This window comes from Myxococcota bacterium, from assembly GCA_035498015.1.
Taxonomy (GTDB): Bacteria; Myxococcota_A; UBA9160; order SZUA-336; family SZUA-336; genus VGRW01.
The window spans coordinates 1-20,714 of record DATKAO010000182.1 but is presented as its reverse complement, the minus strand read 5'-3'; the positions used below and the strand labels follow the sequence as shown (position 1 = coordinate 20,714).

25 protein-coding genes are annotated in these 20,714 nt (G+C 71.4%); 13 read left to right on the top strand and 12 right to left on the bottom strand.

Annotation, left to right across the window (positions count from 1 at the left end):
- The coding region (locus VMR86_16320) for a transketolase C-terminal domain-containing protein (GenBank protein HTO08615.1) at nucleotides 1-1,123 on the top strand (1,123 nt) is incomplete at its 5' end.
- Here the strand turns inward: VMR86_16320 and VMR86_16315 are convergent.
- On the bottom strand, nucleotides 1,098-1,340 hold the full coding sequence (locus tag VMR86_16315; GenBank protein ID HTO08614.1) for a hypothetical protein: 243 nt from the start codon (nucleotides 1,338-1,340) through the stop codon (nucleotides 1,098-1,100). The two genes, VMR86_16320 and VMR86_16315, sit on opposite strands and share 26 nt — an antisense overlap.
- A gap of 58 nt (nucleotides 1,341-1,398) precedes the next feature.
- Between VMR86_16315 and epmA the strand changes: the two genes are divergently transcribed.
- Nucleotides 1,399-2,397: an EF-P lysine aminoacylase EpmA gene (gene epmA, locus VMR86_16310; GenBank protein HTO08613.1), complete on the top strand. Its 999-nt coding sequence runs from the start codon at nucleotides 1,399-1,401 to the stop codon at nucleotides 2,395-2,397.
- A complete protein-coding gene (locus VMR86_16305; protein HTO08612.1) occupies nucleotides 2,394-3,434 on the top strand; it encodes a lysine-2,3-aminomutase-like protein in 1,041 nt (346 codons plus the stop codon). The genes epmA and VMR86_16305 overlap by 4 nt, the downstream gene beginning before the upstream one ends.
- On the opposite strand, the gene VMR86_16300 is transcribed toward VMR86_16305, so the two are convergent.
- The 4 genes from VMR86_16300 to VMR86_16285 form a co-directional block, all read right to left on the bottom strand.
- The gene (locus VMR86_16300; GenBank protein ID HTO08611.1) at nucleotides 3,431-4,498 is read right to left on the bottom strand and encodes a rod shape-determining protein; all 1,068 of its coding nucleotides are present in this window, start codon (nucleotides 4,496-4,498) and stop codon (nucleotides 3,431-3,433) included. The two genes, VMR86_16305 and VMR86_16300, sit on opposite strands and share 4 nt — an antisense overlap.
- Nucleotides 4,499-4,621: 123 nt before the next feature.
- On the bottom strand, nucleotides 4,622-5,329 hold the full coding sequence (locus VMR86_16295; protein HTO08610.1) for a pseudouridine synthase: 708 nt from the start codon (nucleotides 5,327-5,329) through the stop codon (nucleotides 4,622-4,624).
- Nucleotides 5,330-5,379: 50 nt separating this feature from the next.
- A complete protein-coding gene (locus VMR86_16290; protein ID HTO08609.1) occupies nucleotides 5,380-5,823 on the bottom strand; it encodes a hypothetical protein in 444 nt (147 codons plus the stop codon).
- Nucleotides 5,824-5,830: 7 nt separating this feature from the next.
- Entirely contained in the window at nucleotides 5,831-6,274 is a 444-nt protein-coding gene (locus VMR86_16285; GenBank protein HTO08608.1) for a hypothetical protein, read from the bottom strand.
- Nucleotides 6,275-6,532: 258 nt separating this feature from the next.
- Between VMR86_16285 and VMR86_16280 the strand changes: the two genes are divergently transcribed.
- Nucleotides 6,533-7,042, top strand: a complete 510-nt coding sequence (locus VMR86_16280; GenBank protein ID HTO08607.1) for a PH domain-containing protein — start codon at nucleotides 6,533-6,535, stop codon at nucleotides 7,040-7,042.
- Here VMR86_16280 and VMR86_16275 read toward each other — a convergent pair.
- From VMR86_16275 to VMR86_16250, 6 genes are read right to left on the bottom strand one after another with little or no spacing between them, the layout of a single operon-like run.
- Nucleotides 7,005-7,277, bottom strand: a complete 273-nt coding sequence (locus tag VMR86_16275; protein ID HTO08606.1) for a hypothetical protein — start codon at nucleotides 7,275-7,277, stop codon at nucleotides 7,005-7,007. The two genes, VMR86_16280 and VMR86_16275, sit on opposite strands and share 38 nt — an antisense overlap.
- Before the next feature lie 12 nt (nucleotides 7,278-7,289).
- A complete protein-coding gene (locus tag VMR86_16270; GenBank protein HTO08605.1) occupies nucleotides 7,290-8,093 on the bottom strand; it encodes an enoyl-CoA hydratase in 804 nt (267 codons plus the stop codon).
- Nucleotides 8,090-9,262: a CaiB/BaiF CoA-transferase family protein gene (locus VMR86_16265; GenBank protein HTO08604.1), complete on the bottom strand. Its 1,173-nt coding sequence runs from the start codon at nucleotides 9,260-9,262 to the stop codon at nucleotides 8,090-8,092. Before VMR86_16265 ends, VMR86_16270 begins: the two co-directional genes overlap by 4 nt.
- 1 nt (nucleotide 9,263) lies before the next feature.
- Entirely contained in the window at nucleotides 9,264-10,055 is a 792-nt protein-coding gene (locus VMR86_16260) for an acyl-CoA dehydrogenase family protein (GenBank protein HTO08603.1), read from the bottom strand.
- Entirely contained in the window at nucleotides 10,052-10,510 is a 459-nt protein-coding gene (locus VMR86_16255; GenBank protein ID HTO08602.1) for a hypothetical protein, read from the bottom strand. The genes VMR86_16260 and VMR86_16255 overlap by 4 nt, the downstream gene beginning before the upstream one ends.
- The gene (locus tag VMR86_16250; GenBank protein HTO08601.1) at nucleotides 10,507-11,568 is read right to left on the bottom strand and encodes an acyl-CoA dehydrogenase; all 1,062 of its coding nucleotides are present in this window, start codon (nucleotides 11,566-11,568) and stop codon (nucleotides 10,507-10,509) included. Before VMR86_16250 ends, VMR86_16255 begins: the two co-directional genes overlap by 4 nt.
- Nucleotides 11,569-11,705: 137 nt before the next feature.
- On the opposite strand from VMR86_16250, the gene VMR86_16245 reads away from it, so the two are divergent.
- The 8 genes from VMR86_16245 (at nucleotide 11,706) to VMR86_16210 (ending at nucleotide 18,872) form a co-directional block, all read left to right on the top strand.
- The gene (locus VMR86_16245) at nucleotides 11,706-12,302 is read left to right on the top strand and encodes a hypothetical protein (protein ID HTO08600.1); all 597 of its coding nucleotides are present in this window, start codon (nucleotides 11,706-11,708) and stop codon (nucleotides 12,300-12,302) included.
- Nucleotides 12,299-14,338: a carboxylesterase family protein gene (locus VMR86_16240; protein ID HTO08599.1), complete on the top strand. Its 2,040-nt coding sequence runs from the start codon at nucleotides 12,299-12,301 to the stop codon at nucleotides 14,336-14,338. The genes VMR86_16245 and VMR86_16240 overlap by 4 nt, the downstream gene beginning before the upstream one ends.
- Before the next feature lie 50 nt (nucleotides 14,339-14,388).
- The gene (locus tag VMR86_16235; GenBank protein HTO08598.1) at nucleotides 14,389-15,090 is read left to right on the top strand and encodes a hypothetical protein; all 702 of its coding nucleotides are present in this window, start codon (nucleotides 14,389-14,391) and stop codon (nucleotides 15,088-15,090) included.
- A 129-nt stretch (nucleotides 15,091-15,219) separates the two neighbouring features.
- A complete protein-coding gene (locus VMR86_16230; GenBank protein ID HTO08597.1) occupies nucleotides 15,220-15,507 on the top strand; it encodes a hypothetical protein in 288 nt (95 codons plus the stop codon).
- A 164-nt stretch (nucleotides 15,508-15,671) separates the two neighbouring features.
- Entirely contained in the window at nucleotides 15,672-16,382 is a 711-nt protein-coding gene (locus VMR86_16225) for an ATP-binding protein (GenBank protein HTO08596.1), read from the top strand.
- A gap of 5 nt (nucleotides 16,383-16,387) precedes the next feature.
- Nucleotides 16,388-16,822, top strand: a complete 435-nt coding sequence (locus VMR86_16220) for a response regulator (GenBank protein HTO08595.1) — start codon at nucleotides 16,388-16,390, stop codon at nucleotides 16,820-16,822.
- Nucleotides 16,823-16,847: 25 nt separating this feature from the next.
- A complete protein-coding gene (locus tag VMR86_16215; GenBank protein HTO08594.1) occupies nucleotides 16,848-18,218 on the top strand; it encodes a sigma-54 dependent transcriptional regulator in 1,371 nt (456 codons plus the stop codon).
- Between the two features lie 54 nt (nucleotides 18,219-18,272).
- Entirely contained in the window at nucleotides 18,273-18,872 is a 600-nt protein-coding gene (locus tag VMR86_16210) for a superoxide dismutase (protein ID HTO08593.1), read from the top strand.
- Here VMR86_16210 and VMR86_16205 read toward each other — a convergent pair.
- Entirely contained in the window at nucleotides 18,863-19,783 is a 921-nt protein-coding gene (locus tag VMR86_16205; GenBank protein ID HTO08592.1) for an AAA family ATPase, read from the bottom strand. The two genes, VMR86_16210 and VMR86_16205, sit on opposite strands and share 10 nt — an antisense overlap.
- Before the next feature lie 77 nt (nucleotides 19,784-19,860).
- On the opposite strand from VMR86_16205, the gene VMR86_16200 reads away from it, so the two are divergent.
- Nucleotides 19,861-20,714: 6-phosphofructokinase (locus VMR86_16200; GenBank protein HTO08591.1), on the top strand; the 854-nt coding region annotated here is incomplete at its 3' end.

Sequence of the window (20,714 nt, the reverse complement as noted above, 5' to 3'; positions counted from 1 at the left end):
CGCGCGGGGCGAGGTGGCGCACCATGACTGGAGCGAGCGCTTCGAGCGCTACCGCCGCGCGTACCCCGAGCTCGCGCTCGAGATCGAGCTCATGCAGCGGCGCGACCTGCCCGACGGCTGGGACCGCGACCTGCCGGTGTTCCCCGCCGACGCGAAGGGCGTCGCCGGACGCGACGCGTCGGGCCAGGCGTTGAACGCGCTGGCGCGCAGGATCCCCTGGCTGCTCGGCGGCGCCGCGGACCTCGGCCCGTCCACGCGTACGCTGCTGAAGTTCCCGGAGGCGGGAGACCTCGAAGCCGAGTCACCCGGCGGCCGCAACCTGCACTTCGGCATCCGCGAGCACGCCATGGCCGCGATCGTGAACGGCCTGTCGCTCTCGAAGCTGCGCGCCTACGGCTCCACATTCCTGATCTTCAGTGACTACATGCGCGGCTCCCTGCGGCTGTCGGCGCTGATGGAGCTGCCCGTGCTGTGGGTGTTCACGCACGACGCCATGGGCGACGGCGAGGACGGCCCTACGCACCAGCCCGTGGAGCAGCTCGCCTCGCTGCGCGCGATCCCGGGTCTGGTGACTCTGCGCCCCGCCGACGCCAACGAAGTGGTCGAGGCGTACCGCACCGTCCTGCCGTTCCACCACGGGCCGGTCGCGTTCGCGCTGTCGCGCCAGCCGCTGCCGACCTTCGACCGCAAGCGCTACGCGCCCGCGTCGGGCGTCGCGCGCGGCGCCTACGTGCTGGCCGACTGCGACGGTGCGGCGCCGCCCGAGCTGATCCTGATCGCGAGCGGCAGCGAGGTGAGTCTCGCCCTCGAAGCCCACGAGAAGCTCGTGACCGAGGGCATCCGCTCGCGCGTGGTGTCGATGCCGTCGTGGGAGCTCTTCGACCGCCAGCCCAAGGACTACCGCGACACCGTCTTGCCCCCGGCGGTGCGCGCGCGCATCGCGATCGAGCAGGCCTCGACGCTCGGCTGGGAGCGCTACGTGGGCGACTCCGGCCGGATCATCGGCATGGAAACGTTCGGAAAGTCCGCCCCCCTGAAGGAGCTGCTCAAACGCTACGGCTTCGAGCCCGAGCGCATCGTGAGCGAGGCGCACGAGCTCACGCGGAGTCTCCGAACGGTGTGAGCAGGCTCAGCGCCTCCGACTCGCGCAGGAAGCGCCAGAAGACTTCGGCGCCGCTGGCGCGTGAGTCGAGCCCCGGTGTGTCGACCGTGCAGACCGTCGATATCGCCTCGAACCGCCACTCGGTCCAGCCGCCATCTGCGGTCGCGTAGCGACTCTGCGACCTTCGGCCGAGCTCGGCCGCCGTCTCGCGCGCTGCCATCGCCACCGAGAACCACATTGCTCTCGCTCATCGGCAAGTTGCGCTTCGCGCCCCGGATCGGGAAGCTGGCGCCTCGATGAGCTCCGATCGCTGGTGGCACCCTGATGGCTTTGCTTTGCGGCGCGCGAAGCTCGAGGCGCGGGCGCGGATCGCTTCGGCGGTCCGCGCTCATTTTGCGGCCGAGGGGTTCCTCGAGGTGGAGACTCCGGCGCTGCAGGTCTCTCCGGGGCTCGAGCCGCATCTGTTCGCGTTCGAGACCCGGCTGCGCGATCCGCATGGCGGGGCGCCGGGCACGCGCTACCTGCGCACGTCGCCCGAGTTCACGCTGAAGAAGCTGCTGGCGGCGGGGCTGCCGCGCATCTTCGAGCTGGCGCACTCGTTCCGGAACTCGGAGCGGTCGTCGACTCACTCGCCCGAGTTCACGATGCTCGAGTGGTACCGCGCGGGCGCGACTTACGAGGCGCTGCAGCGCGACTGCGTGGCGCTGCTGCGCGTGGTGGCCGAGGCCGCCGGGACGGAGACCCTGCGCTGGCGCGGCGCCGAGTGTGACCCGCGGGCTGCGGCGGAGCGGCTGAGCGTCGCCGACGCGTTCGCCAAGCACGCGGGGGTCTCGATGGAGGAGCTGCGGCGGGGGGGGCGCGAGGGCTTCGAGGAGCGCTTCTTCCGCGTGTTCCTCGAGTCGGTGGAGCCGCGGCTGGGCATCGGTCGGGCGACCCTCTTGCTCGACTGGCCGATCGAGCTGGCGGCGCTCGCGCGCGCGAAGCCGGGTGACTCGTCGCTGGCGGAGCGGGTGGAGCTGTTCGTGTGCGGGCTCGAGCTCGCGAACGGCTGGAGCGAGCTCACCGACCCGGTCGAGCAGCGGCGGCGGTTCGAGCGGGAGCAGGCCGAGAAGGCGCGGCTCTACGGGGAACGCTATCCCATCGACGAGGACTTCCTCGCGGCGCTCGCGCACGGCCTGCCCGAGTGCGCGGGGATGGCGCTGGGCTTCGACCGGCTGGTGATGTGCGCGACCGGGGCCGAGCGCATCGACGACGTGCTGTTCGCGCCGGTGGACTGGGAGACGGAAGGAACATGACTCGCGCGCTCGGGATCGCGGAGCTGGCGGCCGGGGGGCTCGTGCCGCCCGAGCGCGCCGAAGCGCTGCGCGAGGTGGCGTCGCGCTGGTCGGTGGGACTCACTCCGTCGCTCGCGGCGCGCATCGATCCAGCCGACCCCGCGGATCCGCTGGCGCGCCAGTTCGTGCCCGACCCCGAGGAGCTGGCACTCGCGCCCGACGAGCTCGACGACCCGATCGGCGACCTCGCGCACCGGCCGGTGAAGGGCGTCATCCACCGCTATCCCGACCGCGTGCTGCTGACGCCCACGCACGCCTGCGCGGTCTACTGCCGCTTCTGCTTCCGCCGCGAACGCGTGGGGACCGGCGGCGAGTCACTCTCGACCGCGGAGCTGGAGCGCGCGCTCTCCTACGTCGCGGCGGACGCGCGCATCTGGGAGGTGATCCTCTCCGGCGGCGATCCGCTCGTGCTCTCGCCGCGCCGGCTCGGCGAGCTCGTGCGGCGGCTCGAGGCGATCGCGCACGTGCAGGTGATCCGCATCCACACGCGCGTGCCGACCGCCGACCCGGAGCGAGTCACGGCCGAGCTCGTCGACGCGCTCGACACGCACAAGGCGCTGTGGGTCGTCCTGCACGCCAACCACGCCCGCGAGCTCGACGGCGAGGCGCGAGCCGCGGTCGCGCGACTCAGCCGCGCCGGCATTCCGCTCCTGGCGCAGACGGTGCTGCTCGCCGGCGTGAACGACGAGCCCGCTGCGCTCGAGGAGCTGTTCCGCGCGCTCGTCGCGCTGCGCGTGAAGCCCTACTACCTGCACCACCTGGACCTGGCGCCAGGCACGGCACGCTTCCGCACCTCGCTGGCGACGGGTCAGGAGCTGGTGCGCGGGCTGCGCGGGCGCGTGTCGGGCCTGTGCCAGCCGACCTACGTGCTCGACATTCCGGGCGGCGCCGGCAAGGTGCCGATCGGACCGTCGTACCTGAGTGACTCCGACGCCGAGGGCGCGCGCGAAGTCACCGACTGGCAGGGCAAGCCCCACCGCTGGCGCGAGGGGTCTTAGGCCGCCTCGAGGTGGCGCGTGCGCGCGCGGGCCTCGAGCCGCAGGTCGCGCAGCAGGTCGATCCGCTCGAGACACCCGCCGCAGCCGGCGACGCCCGCCGTCATCGGGTCCTTGGCGACCGCGACCGGGAGCTTCAGCTCGCGCATCAGGAGCTCCGCGAGACCGTCGAGCCGCGCCCCGCCGCCCGCGAGCACGATGCCGTTCGCGGCGATGTCGGCCGAGAGCTCGGGCGGTGCGTCTTCGATCACCGTGCGCACCGCTTCCACCAGCGCGCTGACTGCCGGGGCCAGGGCCTCGCGCAGCTCCTCCGCCCGCACGCGCACCACGCGCAGCGCGCCGGTCACCCGGTCGCGCGCATCGATCGTCACGTCGCGGTGGTCCTGGCGCGGGAGGGCGCAGCCGAGCTGCTCCTTCAGGACGCGCGCCTGGCTGAGTCCGATTTCGACGTCGAGCTTGCGCTTCATCCAGGTGCGGATCGCCTCGTCGAGGCGGGCGCCGCCCACGCGCATGGTGCGCGAGTGCACGACGCCGGACAGGGTCACGACCGCGACGTCGGTGGTGCCGGCGCCGATGTCGATCACGAGCTTGCCGCCGCGCTCCGCGGCGGGCACGCCGGCGCCGAGCGCCGCTGCCATGGGCGCCGCCAGGAGATACACCTCGCGCGCGCCCGCGCCCTTCGCCGCCGAGACCAGCGCGCGGCGCTCCACCTGCGTCAGCTCGCAGGGCACGCTCAGCACGAGCCGCGGGCGGCGCAGCGCCAGGCGGTTGCGCGCGTGCAGGATCAGCGCGCGCAGCAGCACCATCGCGCCTTCGTAGTCGGCGATCGCGCCGTCGCGCAGCGGGCGCACCTCTTCGATCGCCTCCGGCAGGCGCGCGATCAGGTCGGCGGCGTGCTGGCCCACCGCGTGGATCTCGCCGGTGCGGCGGTCGCGTGCCACGACGGCAGGGGTGGAGAAGACTTCGCCGGTGCGGCGGCTCGTGACTCGCGCGTTCGCGGTGCCGAGATCCACGCCGAGGTCGGCGGAGAACAGACGGTTGAGGGAGATTCGCTTGGCTTCGGACATTCGGTCCTCCGTTGCTGCGGCGGCAGAGGATGCAGCCGCCATGCCCGAGGTCCGGGAGCGTGCAGGTCCGGCGCAGGTCGAGGCCCCAAGTGACTGGCGCCGCTCGGAGCGGCGCGCGGCGAGTCACCCGGAGGCGCTCTCCGCGGAGGTGTGTAGCGGACTACTCACTCCCGCCGCGAGCAGGGCCTCGAGCGCGCGCAGCTCGTCGGCGCGGAGCTTCCGCCAGCGGCCCGGCCGCAGGTCGCCGAGCTCCACGTTCATCACGCGCACGCGCACCAGCCGCTTCACGCGCAGCTCGAGCGCCTCGCACATGCGCCGGATCTGCCGGTTGCGGCCCTCGCGCAGCACGAGCCGGAACACGCGCCCGGCGAGACGCTCGGCCACCGCGGGCAGAGTCTTGCGGCCGTCGAGCGGAATGCCGGCGCGCATGCGCGCGAGCGCCCTCTCGGTGATCGGCTTGTCGGTCTCGACCACGTACTCCTTCTCGTGGCCGTGACCCGCGCGCAGGATCGCGTTCACGAGCTCGCCGCGGTTCGTGAGCAGGATCAGCCCTTCGGAGAACTTGTCGAGCCGGCCGACGTGGAACACGCGCTCGGGGAAGTTCACCGCCTGGATGATGTTGTCGGCCACGCGCGGATCCGACGTGCACTCGATGCCCGGCGGCTTGTGATAGGCGAGCACGACCGCCTTCTTGTCCCGCACCCGCACCGGCTTGCCGTCGAGCTCGACCTTGTCGCCTTCGGCGACCGAGTCACCGTGCACCGCGACGCGCCCGTTCAGGCGCACGCGTCCGGCGGCAACGAGCTTGTCGGCTTCGCGCCGAGAGCAGATCCCGTGGTCGGTGAAGAAGCGATTGATGCGAATGCGCCAATCGTAGCGCTTCAGTCCGCCGACTTCGCGGGCTCGGCGACGGGCGGACCGAGCTGTGAGTCGGGATCGACGTCGGCGGCGACCAGTTTCGCGTTGCGCTGGATCGCGTCGGCGAGCCGCATGACCCAGTCGTTGTATGAGGAGCGGATGTGGGGGCGCCCATCCTTCCCCACCCAGTATCCGAGCTCGTTGCTGTTCGCGTAGCGAATGCTCACGGTCGGCCCGCCGTAGAGCACGTCGACCTCGAGCATCCACTCGTGTCGTGCGACGCGCGCGCGCACGCGCCCCGGGACTTCCTCCTGGATCGTGAAGCCGACCACGGCGCATGCGCGCCGGATCGCGAGCAGAGTCAGATCGTCGCGCGGCGCGCCCGGAATGCCCGAGGGATCGAGCACCGGCCCCGAGGCGCACGCCGTGAGCCAGAGCGCAAAAGCGGTCGCGACCACGGCCCGCACGCGTGGCTCAGCGCGTCGTGGGCGGTGGCGGCGGGGCGGGCGACGCGGTGGGCATGGGCCGCGTCTCGAGGCTCGCGATCATGATCTGCCGCTGGATCTCCTTGGCGAGCTCCTGCACGCGCTCGTTGTAGCCGCGATGGATGTACGAGACATCGTGCTCGACCTTGTGGCCCAGGCCGACGCTGTCGGCGTACTGGATCGCGACATCCTGCCCGTACGTGATGTCCACCACCATGGTCCACGAGTTCTGCTCGTAGCGGGCGCGGATCCGGCCCGGTGACTCCTCGTCGACCATGTACTCGAAGCCGATCAGCGCGCGGATGATCGCGGAGCGCGTCAGCTCGGGTGTGTCGCCGGCGCGCATGCGCGGGGCTTCCACCAGAGGCACGATCTTGCAGCCCGACAGCGCCGCGGCCAGCGCGAGACACAGCGCGAGAGACCTGAGTGACATCGCATGGGATCTTAACTCGCGCGCGATGACAGGGGAAGCGGGCGTGACCTGGGGCTTGGGGCGACGAGAGGGGGTGGGCGGGCTTCGTCGATGTACCCCAGGTCACGCCCTTTTTCGGGGGTTGCTGCGATTGGCCTCGGTTAGTGCATGGCCCGGGCCAGCCCCCGGGGCCCGCTGCGGCCCCCGGGAGGCAGCGGCCGGTCGGCCTTTGGAGAATCGCCTTGTAGACCCTACAAGCCCCGGCTAACCCTTCCCGACGTGGGGAGTGACTTCGAGGCACGGCTGTCGCCGCGGGTCGTGGCCACGTCGGTGCTCGGCACGGTGGTGCTGCTCGCCGAGGCGGCCCTGATGCTCGGGCTCTCGTTCCGGGCGCCCTGGCCGGCGTCGACGATCTTCCTGTCGACGGCGGCGCTGCTGGTGGTCCTGCTCGTCGCGATCGCGCTGCTGGCGATCCGCGGCTATCGCATCGAGCCCGGCGTGCTCCGCGTCACCCGCCCGCTGTGGGCCTCGAGTCACTCGCTGAGCGGGCTGCACGCCGCGGCGCGCGACCCGAGCGCCCTCCGTTTCACCTGGATGGGCTTCGGCAACAACGGCTTCTTCGCGCTGAACGGCTGGCGCCGCGTGGAGCCCTACGGCTGGTGCCGGGTGCTGGCGACCGACGCCGCCAACGCGGTCGTGCTGCGCACGGCGAAAGCCACCTACATCGTGACTCCGGACCGCCCCGACGAGTTCATCGCGCAGGTTCTGGCGCTTTCTCCTCGAGCTTGACCTCGTCGACGGTGGCGTCGGGCTTCGAGCGGCACACGCCGACGCGGCCGTCGGCGAGCTTGAAGTCGAGCATGATGTGCCCGTCCTGACCCTTGTACTTGCCGCGCACCTTCACCGCGGAAGCTTGCACGCCCGCCTTCTGCGCCGCGGCGGCCTGACATTTGCCGACCAGGTCGGGCCCCTGGACCTGTGACTGGGTGATCAGCGCGACGAAAGTGATCGCGAGCAGCTTCATGCGCGGATCATCTCACGTACCCGTGAACTTCGGGCGGCGCTTCTCCGCGAACGCGCGCTGGCCCTCGCGATAGTCGTTCGAGCGGAAGCAGGCCTCGACTCGCGCCGCCACGCGCGCGAGGTCGCGCCTGGCCGGCTCGCGGCGCCACTCGCGCAGGGCGGCCTTGAGCGCGGCCACCGTGAGCGGCGCGTTGTCGCGGATCGCCCGGGCCAGCTCGCCGACCTCGGCTTCGAGTCTCTCGCCCGGCACCACGCGGCTCACGAGGCCCGCCTGCAGCGCTTCGGGGGCGGTGAGTCGCCGGGCGGAGAACAGGATCTCTGCGGCCCAGGCCGCGCCGACCACCTGGGCGAGCGCGTCCACGCCGCCGAAGCCGTAGCCCAGGCCCAGGCGGCCCGCGGGGATGCCGAAGCGCGCGTCGTCCGAGGCGATGCGGATGTCGGCCTGCAGCGCGGTGAGCAGGCCGCCGCCCATGCAGAAGCCGCGGATCATCGCGATCACCGGCTTCTCGAGCGCGAGCCAGGCGCGCCCGGAGTCCGCGCCCTGGCGGTCGTACTCGGCGCGTGACTCGGGGCTGGTCCGCTGCTGGCCGAACTCCGAGATGTCGGCGCCGGAGATGAAGGCCTCCGTGCCGGCGCCGGTCAGCACCACCACGCGCACCTCCGGGTCGTCCTGGAGTGACTGCAAGAGCTTCGGCAGGGCAGCGCGCATTTCGAGCGACAGCGCGTTGCGCTTGGTGGGCTGGTTGAAGGTGACTCGCGCGACGCCGTCCTCGACGTCGGCGAGCAGCTTGTCGGTCCCGGTCTCGATCCTCCTCATACGATCCCCTTCCGGCGCAGCTCCTGGATCTCGGCCGGCGCGAGCCCCAGCTCGCGCAGCACCTCGTCGGTGTGCTGACCGGCCTCGGGCGTGGGGGTGCGCACGCTGGGCGCCGCGTCGTTCATGGTCGCCGCGTTGCGCACCAGCGCGAGCGTGCCGAGCGCGGGATGCGCGACCTCGCTCTTCATGCGCAGGTGAGTCACCTGCGGGTCGGCGAACACCTGGTCCATGCGGTAGACGGGCCCGCACGGCACGCCGACCTGGTTCAAGGCCTCGATCCACTCCGCGGTGCTGCGCGTGCGCAGGCGCGCGGCCACGATCTCGTTCAGCTCGCCGCGGTGCGCGAAACGCTTCGCGGGTGAGTCGAAGCGCGGGTCCGCGGGCAGCTCGGGCAGGCCGATCGCCTTGCAGAAGTTCCGCAGCAGCCGGCCGCCGGGCCCGGCGACGTTCACCCAGCCGTCCGACGTGCGGAAGCAGCCCATGGGCAGGAACTGCGGGTGGTGATTGCCTTCCTGCGCCGGCACGGTGTGGTCGATGGTCCAGCGCACGGCCTGCAGGTCCATCATGCCGATCATCGACTCGAGCAGCGAGGTCTGGACCCACCTGCCCTGCCCCGTGCGCGCGCGGTCGTGCAGCGCGACGAGGATGCCGACCGCGAGATACAGCCCGGCCGAGAGGTCACTCACAGGGATGCCCACGCGCGTGGGCTCGGTGCCGGGCATGCCGGTCACGCTCATCAGACCGCCCATGCCCTGCGCGATCTGGTCCACGCCGCCCCGCTCGGCGTACGGCCCGTCCTGGCCGAAGCCCGAGATCGAGCCGTAGACCAGGCGCGGGTTGCGCGCGCGCAGTGTCTCCCAGTCGAAGCCGAGTCTGTGCTTCACGGGCGGACGCATGTTCTCGACCAGCACGTCGGCGCGGTCCACGAGCCGGTACAGGAGCTCGCGGCCTTCGGCGCTCTTCAGGTCGAGTGACAGCGCGCGCTTGTTGCGGTGCAGGTTCTGGAAGTCGGAGCCGTGGCGGCGCTCCCCGACCACGGACTCGACGGCCGGCGGCTCGATGCGCACCACGTCGGCGCCCCAATCGGCGAGCTGGCGCACGCAGGTCGGGCCGGCGCGCGCGACCGTGAGATCGATCACGCGCACGTCGTCGAGCGGCAGGCGACTCACTTCACGCCTCCCGCGGCAGGCCGAGGAGCTGTCGGGCGATCACGAGTCTCTGCACCTGCTGCGTGCCCTCGCCGATGTCCAGGATCTTCACGTCGCGGTAGAGCTTCTCCAGGTGCGCATCGGCGCGCACGCCGGCCTCGCCCACGATGTCGAGCGCAGCCGCGATCGCCCGGAACACCACCGGCGGCGCGAACAGCTTGGCGTACGAGGCCTCGAGCGAGTTGGGCTGGTTGCGGCGCGCCAGCCGCACCGCGTCGATGCACAGCAGGCGCGCGGTCTGCAGCCCGCGGCGGATCTCGGCCAGTCTCTCCAGCGCGCGGCGGCGGCGCAGCCCGTGACTCGGATACTCGGCCTTCACGAACGCCAGCGCGTGGTCGTACGCGGCGCGCCCCATGCCGACGCCCTGCGCGGCGTGGATCGGCCGCGTGAGGTTGAACGTAGCCATCGCGCCGCGGAAGCCCTCGCGCGTGCGGTACGCCGACTCACCACCCAGGAGGTTCTCCGCGGGCACGCGCACGCCGTCGAGCGCGAAGCTCGCGGTCTCGTAGCCGCGCGAGCCCATCTTGTGCTCGATCTTGAGCAGCTCGAAGCCCGGCGTGCCCCGAGGCACCACGAACGCGCGGTGGCCGTCGCGGCCCTTCGCCGGGTCGACGGTCGCCCAGACCACCACCCAGTCGGCGCGCGCGCCGTTGGAGCAGAACATCTTCGCGCCGTCGAGCCGCCAGTCACTACCCTCGCGCCGCGCGCGCGTCTGGATGCGCGCCACGTCGCTGCCCGCGCCGGGCTCGGTCATGGCCATGGCGCCCCAGTGCGCGCGCGTGTGATCCGCGAACGGCGCGAGAAAACGCTCGCGCTGCTCGGCGTGGCCATGCTGCGCAGCGCGGCGCCGCCGAGGCCCGGACCGGGCAGTGACAGCGCCACGCCGCGGTCCCAATAGGCGCTCTCCTCGGCGATGAGCAGCGCGCGCAGCGGCTTCCAGTCAAGTTGGGCTTCGTTCGCCTGCGGCTCACTGCGCGCGGCTCGCGCCGCTTGCCGGCCTCGCTCAGGGCGGCCTTCGCTCGGCTCGCCCTCGCCCACCACGCGACTCACGAGCCCGCCCTGGCGCGAGCAGATCAGGTAGAACGGATGGTCTGCCGGCGGCGGTGCGCCGGTGCGGTCGCTCTCCAGGCCCATCGGGCGCATGTAGGTCCGCCCGAGCTCGCGCAGCTCGGCGAGCATCTCGCGCGTGCGCGGGTCGAGCTCGATCACGGCGCCTCCGCGAGCGGGTCGGGAACGCCGAGCACCGCGTCGGCGAGGTCCGCGTCGGCCAGGTCACGGCCGCCCGCGAGCAGCCCGAGCATGCGCGCTTCGCGGAAGCGCTTCTCGGCCAGGTGATCGACCAGGAAGCCGTGGCCGCCCAGCAGCTGCACGCCGAGGTCGGTGACTCCCACCGCGGCGTCGACCGCGGCCAGCCAGGCCTGCGTGGCCCAGAAGCCCGCGTCGGCCGCCAGCCCGTCGCAGCTCGACGCCGCGTCGCGCACCAACAGCCGCGCGCCCTGCAGGTTCGTGGCCGCGACCGCCAGCTCGAAGGCGTTGCCCTGGTGGTGCGCGACCGGCTTGCCGAACACCACCCGGTCGCGCGTGTAGGCGACCGTGGCGTCGAACGCGGATTGGGCCACGCCCAGCGCGACCGCCGCGCACCACAAGCGCGCTCGGCCGCGCACGGCCAGCGCGGTCCGGGCTTCGAGCTTCCAGCGGCCCGCCACCCGCGCGCCGTCGAGTGACAGCGAGACCGCACCCGAAGCTCCGAACGCGAGTGCGCGCACGGGCCGGGCCGGGTGCACGGGCTCGCACGCCTCGAGTGACTCTCCGCGGCTCACGAAGACCCAGCGCGGCGCGGGCCAGGCCGGCGCCCAGGGCACCTCGCGCGCGGGCGGGCCCTCGGGATCGAGCGCCAGCCAGGCGCAGGCTGCGCGCCCCGCGAGACACTCGTCCGCGATCGCGCGCGCGAGACCCGTGTCGGGACAGACCGCGAGCGCCCCGGCCGCCATGCCGGGCTGGTCTGCCGCCGCGAGCCCACCCGCGTCGCCGGCGGCGAGGGTCTCGAGCACGACCACCTTGGCGAGGCAGCCCGCGCCCGCTCCGCCGTACTCCTCCGGCAGGTCGAGCTCGCGCAGTGCGAGCCGGGCCAACACCTCGAGCCGGTCCGGCGGCCACGTCCCAGCCTGCTCGGCCGCGCGCGCCGCCGGCGCGAGCTCCGCGGCCGCAAAGCGCGACGCCGACAGGCGCAGTTGCTCGATCTCGTCCGCCAGGCCCGGGTCGCTCACGCCCACGACTCTAAACCCTCCGGCGGGCTGGCTGGATCCTCGATTGGTTGACCGATCGGGCAGACGTGGGCGAAATGCTCCACTTGGACCTTCGCCGAGCGCATAATGTGCGAATGGGATTGATACCTGTTCTATTCGTGCTGCTCGCCGTCTCGACTCCTGCAGCTGCTGCGACCGTCTTCGACGAGGCTACGGTCGGCGATTTCTCGACCGATGGTCTCCACCCCACCTCACTCGACTTTCAGCCGGGGTCCAACGAGATCTTCGGTACGACCGGTCGGGGCACGGTCATCGATCGTGACTACGTCACGTTCACCGTGCCCGTGGGCTACGCGTGGAGCGCGGTCATCGAGCTCCCGGGCACACAGTCGGGCGGATCGCTGTCGTTCTTCGGGGTGCAGGCCGGACCACAGGTCACGGTCGACCCGAACGGCTTCAGCGCGGCCGGGTTACTCGGCTGGACTCACTACGACCCGAGCCTGATCGGCACGGACATCCTGCCCGCGATCGGAACGGGCGGGCTCGGCTCCGACGGTTTCGTGCCGCCGCTTCCGGCCGGCACGTACTCGCTCTGGATCCAGGACTTCAATGCCGGAACCGTCTCCTACGGCTTCGACATACAGATCTCGCAAGCGCCCGAGCCTGGCAGCGCGGCGCTGGTGCTGTTCGGCCTCGCTGCTGCGCTGGGAATTCACAACCTAGGGAGCGGTTCGCGTCGTACCATTTCCCGATGAAAGCGAAGCTCTGGCTCGTCGTCGGGTTCGTCGCGCTCGCCACTCCTGCCCTCGCACAGACCGTCGTCACCAGCACGGGGACCGTCCAGGGAACCACCGTCGGCGGCGTGCAGAAGTTCCTGGGCATTCCGTTCGCGGAGCCGCCCGTGGGGAACTTGCGCTGGCGCCGGCCCGTGGCGAAGACACCGGTCGTCGGCACGATCGACGCGACTACGCCGAAGGCCGCCTGCACGCAGTTCCTGAACACCACCACGGCGAACGGCTGCCGTGACAACGCGAGTCAGGCCAACGGAACGCTGGTCGGAAGCGAGGACTGTCTCACGCTCTCGGTCTGGCGGCCGGACGCGGCCGCGGCGACGCCGCGCCGGGTCATGGTCTGGATCCACGGCGGTGCGCTCACGACCGGCTGCGCGAAGGACCCGCTGTCCGAGGCCAGTGACCTGGCACTCCAGGGCACCTCGACGGGCGGGCCCGGTCAGGTGGTGGTCGCGGTCCAGTACCGGCTCGGCCCCATGGGCTTCCTGGCGCTGCCCGAGCTGCAGTCCGAGGACCCCAACGGCTCGGTCGGCAACTACGGCCTGCTCGACCAGGCGCTCGCCCTGCAGTGGGTGCACGACAATGCCGCGGCCTTCGGCGGCGACCCGAACGACGTGACCATCTTCGGTGAGTCGGCGGGCGGATTCTCGACTTACATCCTCGAGGCCTCGCCGATCGCCCAGGCGAACTACACGCGCGTGATCAGCGAGAGCGGCATGTACGGCCAGGCCATCCCGCTGCAGCCGGGGTTGGGCGCGCCCAGCGGTGCGTTCCCGGACCCGAACACCACCGCGTTCCCGCGCGGAGTCACGGTGTCGAGCGACCCCACCCTGGGCTGCAGCGATCCCTCGACTCGCGTCGCCTGCATGCGCGGCAAGACCACGGCGCAGATCTTCCCGGTTTGGGGCAGCCCGGGCGGCATCGGCTCGATCGGCGGCGGAGCGACCTCGCCCGCGATCGACAACTACGTGCTGACCGAGCAGCCGTCGCAGATGATCCTCGAGTCACCAGCCGCGCCCAAGCCGCTCCTGCTCGGCTCGAACGCCAACGAGCTCACGATCTTCACGCTCACTTCGCCGAGCCTGCCCAACTGCGCGGCCTACGAGAACACGGTGCGCGCGGCGCTCGGCACGGTCGCGGGCAACACGGTGCTCGGGATCTATCCGTGCGCCTCGTTCCCCACGCCGATCGCCGCCTATCGCCGCGTGTTCGAGGACATCCTGTTCGTGTGCCCGACCTTCAACGTGGGCAAGCTCATCTCGGACAAGGCCTCGACCTCGTACGTGTATCACTTCGCCTACCCGCCCAACCCCGCCTCGATCCTCGGCGCCTTCCACGGCAGCGAGCTGTTCTACGTGTTCGGGAACACCGCGGGCCTGAGCGCCCTTGGAGTGACTCCCGACGCCGGCGACGCGCTGCTCTCCGACGCCATGCAGACGGCGTGGACGAGCTACGCCGACAACGGCGTGCCGATCGCCACGCCGGCCTGGGGCCCGTTTGCGCCCGGACCGGGCAACCCGGCCTCAGAGGGCAGCGCCTTCGTCTGGAACCTCGATGCCGGCAACAACCTGACGAACAGCTACGTGCAGGCGGGCACGCTGCGCGACGGCCGCTGCGCACAGCTCGCGAACCCGGCGAACAACCTGAACGGTGACTTCGACTCGTTCACCAACGACCGCGACAACTGCCCCTACGCCACCAACACCGACCAGGCCGACGCCGGCTCGATCGGCAGCGATCCCTCCGACGGCATCGGCGACCGCTGCCAGTGCGGCGACGTGACCGACAACGGCATCGTCGACGGCGGCGACGTCGCGCGGCTGCGCGGCGTGCTGGCGGGCGGCCCCGCGCTCTCGATCCACGGCGTGTCGAAGTGCAACGTCGAGAGCAACTCCGCCGCGTGCGACATCGTCGACGTGGCGGTCCTGCGCCGCCGGCTCGCGACGCCCACCCTGGGTCCCGGGATCCAGCAGGTCTGCGCGGCGGCGAACCCGGCGTAACTCGGCGCGCGATTCGTAAAGCGGCGCCCGCGCGGCACCGATACGAAGGCATGCGCAAGAATCGCTTCGTCAGCTCGCTGGGCTTCTGCGTTGTTCTGGTTGCCTGCGCACGTCTCGCGTCGGCGCAGACCTACATCTGGACCGACGATCGCGGCGTCGTGCACGCCGCGGCGGACCCGAGCGAGGTGCCGGCGCAGTACCGGCAGAAGGCGGTGGAGAACGCGTCGAAGTCACGCCCCGCCGTGAAGATCGTGCCCGAAGACCAGGTGCCGGCGGCGCCGGCTCCGTCCTCGCCGCGCGCTGCGCAGAAGAGTGCGCCGGCTCCCGAGCCGCGTTCCTTCGAAGGCGAGGGCACGAGCATCAATGCGCACCCCGAGCTCGGCCCGGGCAAGGCCGCGACGCCGACGGGCGCCGCCGCGAAGGGCCAGGCAGGCCCGCACGGGCTTCCGCCCGCGGACCCCGGCTTCGAATGGCAGTGTCTCACCGATCCTGAAGGCGGGCCGCCGCACTGCCGGCAGGAAGAGAAGAAGTATCACAAGCGCGCGCGCCGGGCGCAGGCGCGCGAGAACGCGCAGAAGCAGCTCGGCATCCAGCCCGGAGACGAGACCGACCCCGACGTGGCCAAGAAGGTCAATCAGCGCGCTCAGGAAGAGTTCGACAAGACGACGCCCGAGCCCTCGAACTCGGGCGAAGTCCGGCCCAACGTGGAAGACGAATCGGGCAGTGAGTCGGTCGAGCAGTCCGACGACTGATTCGCGCGGCGCTCCGGCGCCCTGATTGTAGAATGCGCCGCGCGCTCCGCCGGGCGCGCCATCGCATCGCTTGCGAACCCGCGGCACAGCGCTTGCTCGCGCGTCTCTCGGAGAGCCGAGGAGAGCGCGATGCACGACGGCACCGGGCCATGGCTTCCCGGTACGGGTCCGACCGATCCCGAGGGCAGCCTCGAGCGGCCACGGCCGGCCCTGCGGCTCATTCGAGGCCGAGTGACTCCACGGGCCGCGCCGCGCCTGGCGTTGCTGCGGCTCAACGCCGAGCGCGCGCGTCGCCAGCGCCTGCACCGCTCCCTGTTCGGCGTGGCGCTCGCCAGCGCCGCAGGGGTGGTGGTCGGTCTCTTCTGGTGCGCCGCCCTCGCCACGCTGTTCTTCCAGTGCTGGCTGCGCTGGCGCTGACTCGGCACGAGGGACCTTCGCCGGCTCTTCTCCCCGTCATCCTGGCACGGATGCTGCTCCGTCCGCCCGGAGTGTGGAAAATCACATCCGTCGGGGCTGTAGCGGGCTTGGATGTGCGGACCGAGCTCGTGTCGAATTCACCTTTGTAGAATCCGGAGCAGGACATGCGACGAGAGGGAAAAGCGAACGATTCACGAGGCGAGCTGGAAGCGCTCTATCGCGCCGTGTCTCACGAGCTGCGCTCGCCGTTGGGCGCGGTCCTGAACTACGCGTCGATCCTCGAGCTCGATCATGGCGACGCCCTCAGTGCCGGGGCGCACGAGCTGATCGCGCGGCTGCGGCGCAGCGCGGATGCGGCGGTCACCCTGCTCGACTCACTCGCCCGCCTGGCGCAGGTCGAGCGGGCGCCGGTGGAGCCGGCGCCGGTCGATCTGGCCGCGGTCGCGCGCAAGGCCTGGGACGCGGTGAAGCCGCCGAAGCTGCGCGCAGAGCTCGAGCTGGGCGCGCTGGCCGAGCCGGTGGCCGATCCCGCGCTCCTGCAGACGGCGCTCGAGGAGCTGTTCGCGAATGCGATCAAGTTCTCGGAGACGCGCGAGAAAGCCAAGGTGGCAGTCTCCGCGCTGCGGAGTGACTCGGGCGGCGTGCTGATCTGCGTGCGCGACGAAGGCGTCGGCTTCGACCCGCAGTTCGCGCCCAAGCTGTTCCAGGTCTTCTCGCGCCTGCACCCGCGCGGCACCTACCCGGGCGCTGGCGTCGGGCTCGCGGTGGTGCGGCGCATCGCGGAGCGCCACGGCGGCGCCGTCTGGGCCGAGTCCGAGCGCGAGGCCGGCGCCCGGTTCTTCCTCGAGCTGCCGGCCGGCGAGACCCGGCCTTGAACGGGGTGCTGTTGTGGGTGGACGATGACTGGGACGAGATCTCGGTGGTGATGCGGGCGTTCAAACGGGCGAAGGTCCCGATCGACGTGCGCATCGCGAGCGACGGCCTCGAGGCGCTGCAGGCCCTGCATCTGGGCTCGAGCTCCGCGGAAGGACCGCTGCGCCCACAGGTGATCTTCCTCGACCTGCACATGCCGCGCATCGACGGCTTCGACTTGCTGCGCGCCCTGCGCGAGCTGCCCGAGACGAAGGACATTCCGATCGTGGTGGTGTCGTCGTCCAACTCACCCGAGGACATCCGCCGCTCCTACGAGCTCGGGGCGAACAGCTATCTCGTCAAGGAATACAACGCCCTCGAACCTGGCGCCGCGATTGCAGATGCCGCGCGCTACTGGACGCAGCTCAACCGCGTGCCCGTCGCCGACCACGACCACCACTAAAGACTTACCACCAAGAGAGGTGTCGATGGACCCCCAAACCGCACTAGTGATCGATGACGACCCCGAGTTCCGGGAGAGCATGGCGAAACTCGTGGAGCACGAGGGCTTCCAGGTGCGCCAGGCCGCGTCCCTCGCCGAGACGCGTTCGCTCCTGGCCCGAGTCTCACCGGACCTGGTGCTGATGGACCTGGCGCTGCCCGACGGCGAGGGCCTGGAGCTCGCGCGCGACGAGGCGGTGGGCCAGGGCACGGCCTTCGTCGTGGTCACGGGACAGGGCAGCGTGGACACCGCGGTCGAGTCACTGCAGAAGGGCGCGCTCGACTATCTCACGAAGCCCGTCGACCGGCGCCGCCTGACGACGGTGCTGGCGCACGTGCGGCGTCAGACGGTGCTGCGCCGCGAGGTGGCGTCCCTGCGCGAGGACCTGCGCGAGCTCGGCCGCTTCGGGCCGCTGATCGGGCGCGCGAAGCCGATGCAGGAGGTGTACGACCTGGTGGCGCGCGTCGCGCCGACCGAGGCGACCGTCTTCATCACGGGCCAGAGCGGCACCGGCATGGAGCTGGTCGCACACACCGTGCACGAGCTGTCGCGCCGGCGCGACCAGCCGATGGTGGCCGTGAACTGCGGCGCAGTCACTCCGACCCTGATCGAGAGCGAGCTGTTCGGGCACGAGCGCGGCAGCTTCACGGGCGCCGAGCGCAGACACATCGGCCTGTTCGAGCGCGCGAACGGCGGCACGGTGTTCCTGGACGAGATCACCGAGATGCCGATCGAGCTGCAGGTGAAGCTCCTGCGCGTGCTCGAGAACCGCACGCTGAACCGCGTGGGCTCGACCGAGCCCATCCCGGTCGACGTGCGCGTGATCGCCGCCTCGAACCGCGAGCCCAAGGCCGCCGTCGAGGAGGGTACGCTGCGCGAGGACCTGCTGTATCGCCTGAACGTGTTCCCGATCGACCTGCCGCCGCTGCGCGAGCGCGGCATGGACGTGATCCTCCTGGCCGAGCACTTCCTCTCCGAGGTGAATCGGCGCGAGTCGAGTGACAAGCGCTTCTCGGAGTCGGCGCACCAGCGCTTGCTCGAGCTGGGCTGGCCCGGGAACGTGCGCGAGCTGCGCAACGCGGTGGAGCGCGCCGCGATCCTGGCCGACCGCGCGATCGGTCCCGAGGACCTGCCACCGCTCGACGCGGTGGCCAGCACTCAGGCGCCGGGCTCGAGCGCGGTGCTGCGCGTCGAGGTCGGCGCGTCGATCGCGGAAGTGGAGCGAAGGCTGATCCTGGCCACGCTCGACCAGCTCTCCGGCGACAAGAAGCGCGCCGCAGAGATTCTCGGCATCAGCTTGAAGACCTTGTACACACGGCTCGGTGTGTACTCGGCGGCGGCCAACGGACACCTCTGAGCGGGGCAGAATTCCGCGGTGAGTCGTGGCATGGGCGTTGCAGTCGTGACGTCCATGGAATTCGAACTCGCGCCCCTGCCCTACGAGAAGAGTGCGCTCGAGCCCTATGTGAGTGGGCTCACCATCGACGTCCACTATGAGCGTCACCACCGCGGGTATCTCGAAAAGCTCAAGGAGCTGATCGGCGGCACACGCGACGCGGAGCGCTCGCTGGCGGAGCTGGTGGAGCATTCCGAGGGCGAGGTGCTGCACAACGCCGCGCAGGTCTGGAACCACGACTTCTACTGGCGCAGCCTCACGCCAGTGACTCGCACGGAGCCGCCCGCGCCGTTGCGCCGCGCGATCGACGAATCGTTCCGCAGCGTCGGCGCGCTGCGCTGGCAGCTCGCGGCCGCGGCCAACGCGCTGTTCGGCTCCGGCTACGCCTGGCTGGTCGTGGACCGCGCGGGCGCGCTACGCGTGCTGCAGCTGCCCAATGCCGACAATCCGATGCGCCAGGGACTCACTCCGCTGCTCACGATCGACGTCTGGGAGCACGCCTACTACCTCGACCGGCGCAACCGGCGCGCCGACTACGTGGCCGGCGTGGTCGACCACCTGCTGAACTGGGAGTTCGCGGCCAAGAACTTCAGCGCGCAGTCCGCTCAGAGATAGCGGCCGCTGGTCGTCGGCAGCCGCAGCGTCGCGCGCTTGAAGCGGTCGACCTCGGCCATCACGTCTTCGGTCGTGACTTCGCCCGCGAGCTCGGAGGCCGCCTCGCAGCGCGCCTTGCGGCGCAGCACCGCGTGCAGCAGCTGCACCCAGCTGCCGATCGCCGCCTCGCGGTTCTGCTCGATCGCGCGCGGCCAGTCGATCTTGGCGAACAGCTTGCGCCCCGCGCGCTGCTCGGCCGCAGCGGCGTGGATTTCGAGCGCGGCGATCACGTCGCCCGGGACGGCGGGATTCACGGACACGATGCGCTCGAAGCGCCCGGGCTGGAAGTAGATCGGCGACAGCGTGTCGGGGCGGCTGGTGGCGCCCAGCGTGAGTGACCCGACCACCGAGATGGTGGTGTCGATCAGCTCGAGCAGGAAGTCCGACAGCTGGCTCGCGGGCAGGTCCATGCGCGGCGCACCCAGCGACGGGTCGTGCGCGAAGTCGAGCTCGTCGAAGTAGGCGGTGACTCGCTTGATCTCGAGCAAGGTCTCCTGCCAGCCCTGCAACAGGTCGCCGGCCTTGCCGCCGGCGTGCAGCAGCTGGAGCGCCAGGCGCGCCACACGGATGCGCAGGAACGGCGTCTCGGTGCGCGTGGCCAGCGCCCCCGCGAGCAGTGACTTTCCCGACGCGTCGGGCCCGATCAACAACAGCCCCGAGGGCGAGAACGTGCCCCAGCGCTGGTAGATCTTGGGCTCGGTCGCGGCGCAGGCGTAGGTGAGGATCTCGTCTTTGGCGTCCTCGAGCCCGCCGATGTCGTGCAGGTCGACCGCCGGAGTCGCGGTGAACACGCAGGCCTTGGCGACCGGCGGGAACTTGCGCGCAAAGGGCTCCCACAGATTGGCCGCACGCTTGCGCTCGATCTCGTTCAAGCCGTCTCTCCCGCGGCCACATCGTATCGGTTCGGCCGAGACTTGTGCGTCCCGACGCACTGCGGCACGGTGGCGTCATGACGGATTCGCGTGCGTGCGTGGGGTTGCTCGTCGGCGGAGGGCCTGCGCCCGGGATCAACGGAGTCGTCTCGGCGGCGACCATCGAGGCGCGCAATCGCGGCGCGCGCGTGATCGGCATCCTCGACGGCTTCGAGTGGCTGGCGCGGGGAGACACCCAGCACGCCCAGCCGCTCGAGATCCGCGACGTGTCTCGCATCCACTTTCGCGGCGGCTCGATCCTGCGCACCTCGCGCACCAATCCGACCAAGGACCCCGCCAAGCTCGAGGCGGTGGTGCGGGCGCTCGGCGAGCTGGGCGTGCGCTGGTTGATCACGATCGGCGGCGACGACACCGCGTTCTCGGCCAGCCGCGTCGCGGCGCAGGCGGGCGGCGCGCTCTCGGTGGTGCACGTGCCCAAGACCATCGACAACGACCTGCCGCTGCCCGGCGGCATCGTGACCTTCGGCTTCGAGACCGCGCGCCACGTCGGCGTGTCACTCGTCGAGAGCCTGATGGAGGACGCGCGCGCGACCAGCCGCTGGTATCTGCTCGTGGCCATGGGCCGCAAGGCGGGCCACCTGGCGCTGGGCATCGGCAAGGCCGCGGGCGCCACGCTCACGCTGATTCCCGAGGAGTTCTCGGGCCAGAAGCTGCGGCTGTCGCGGCTGGCCGACGTGATCGAGGGCTCGATCATCAAGCGGCGTGCGCACGGCGACGAGAACGGCACGGTGGTTCTGGCGGAGGGCATCGCGGAGCTGCTCGACCCCGCGGACCTCGAGGGCATGGAGGACGCCGAGCGCGACGACCACGGCCACGTGCGGCTGTCCGAGCTGCCGCTGGGCGACCTGCTCAAGCGCGAGATCAAGGCGCG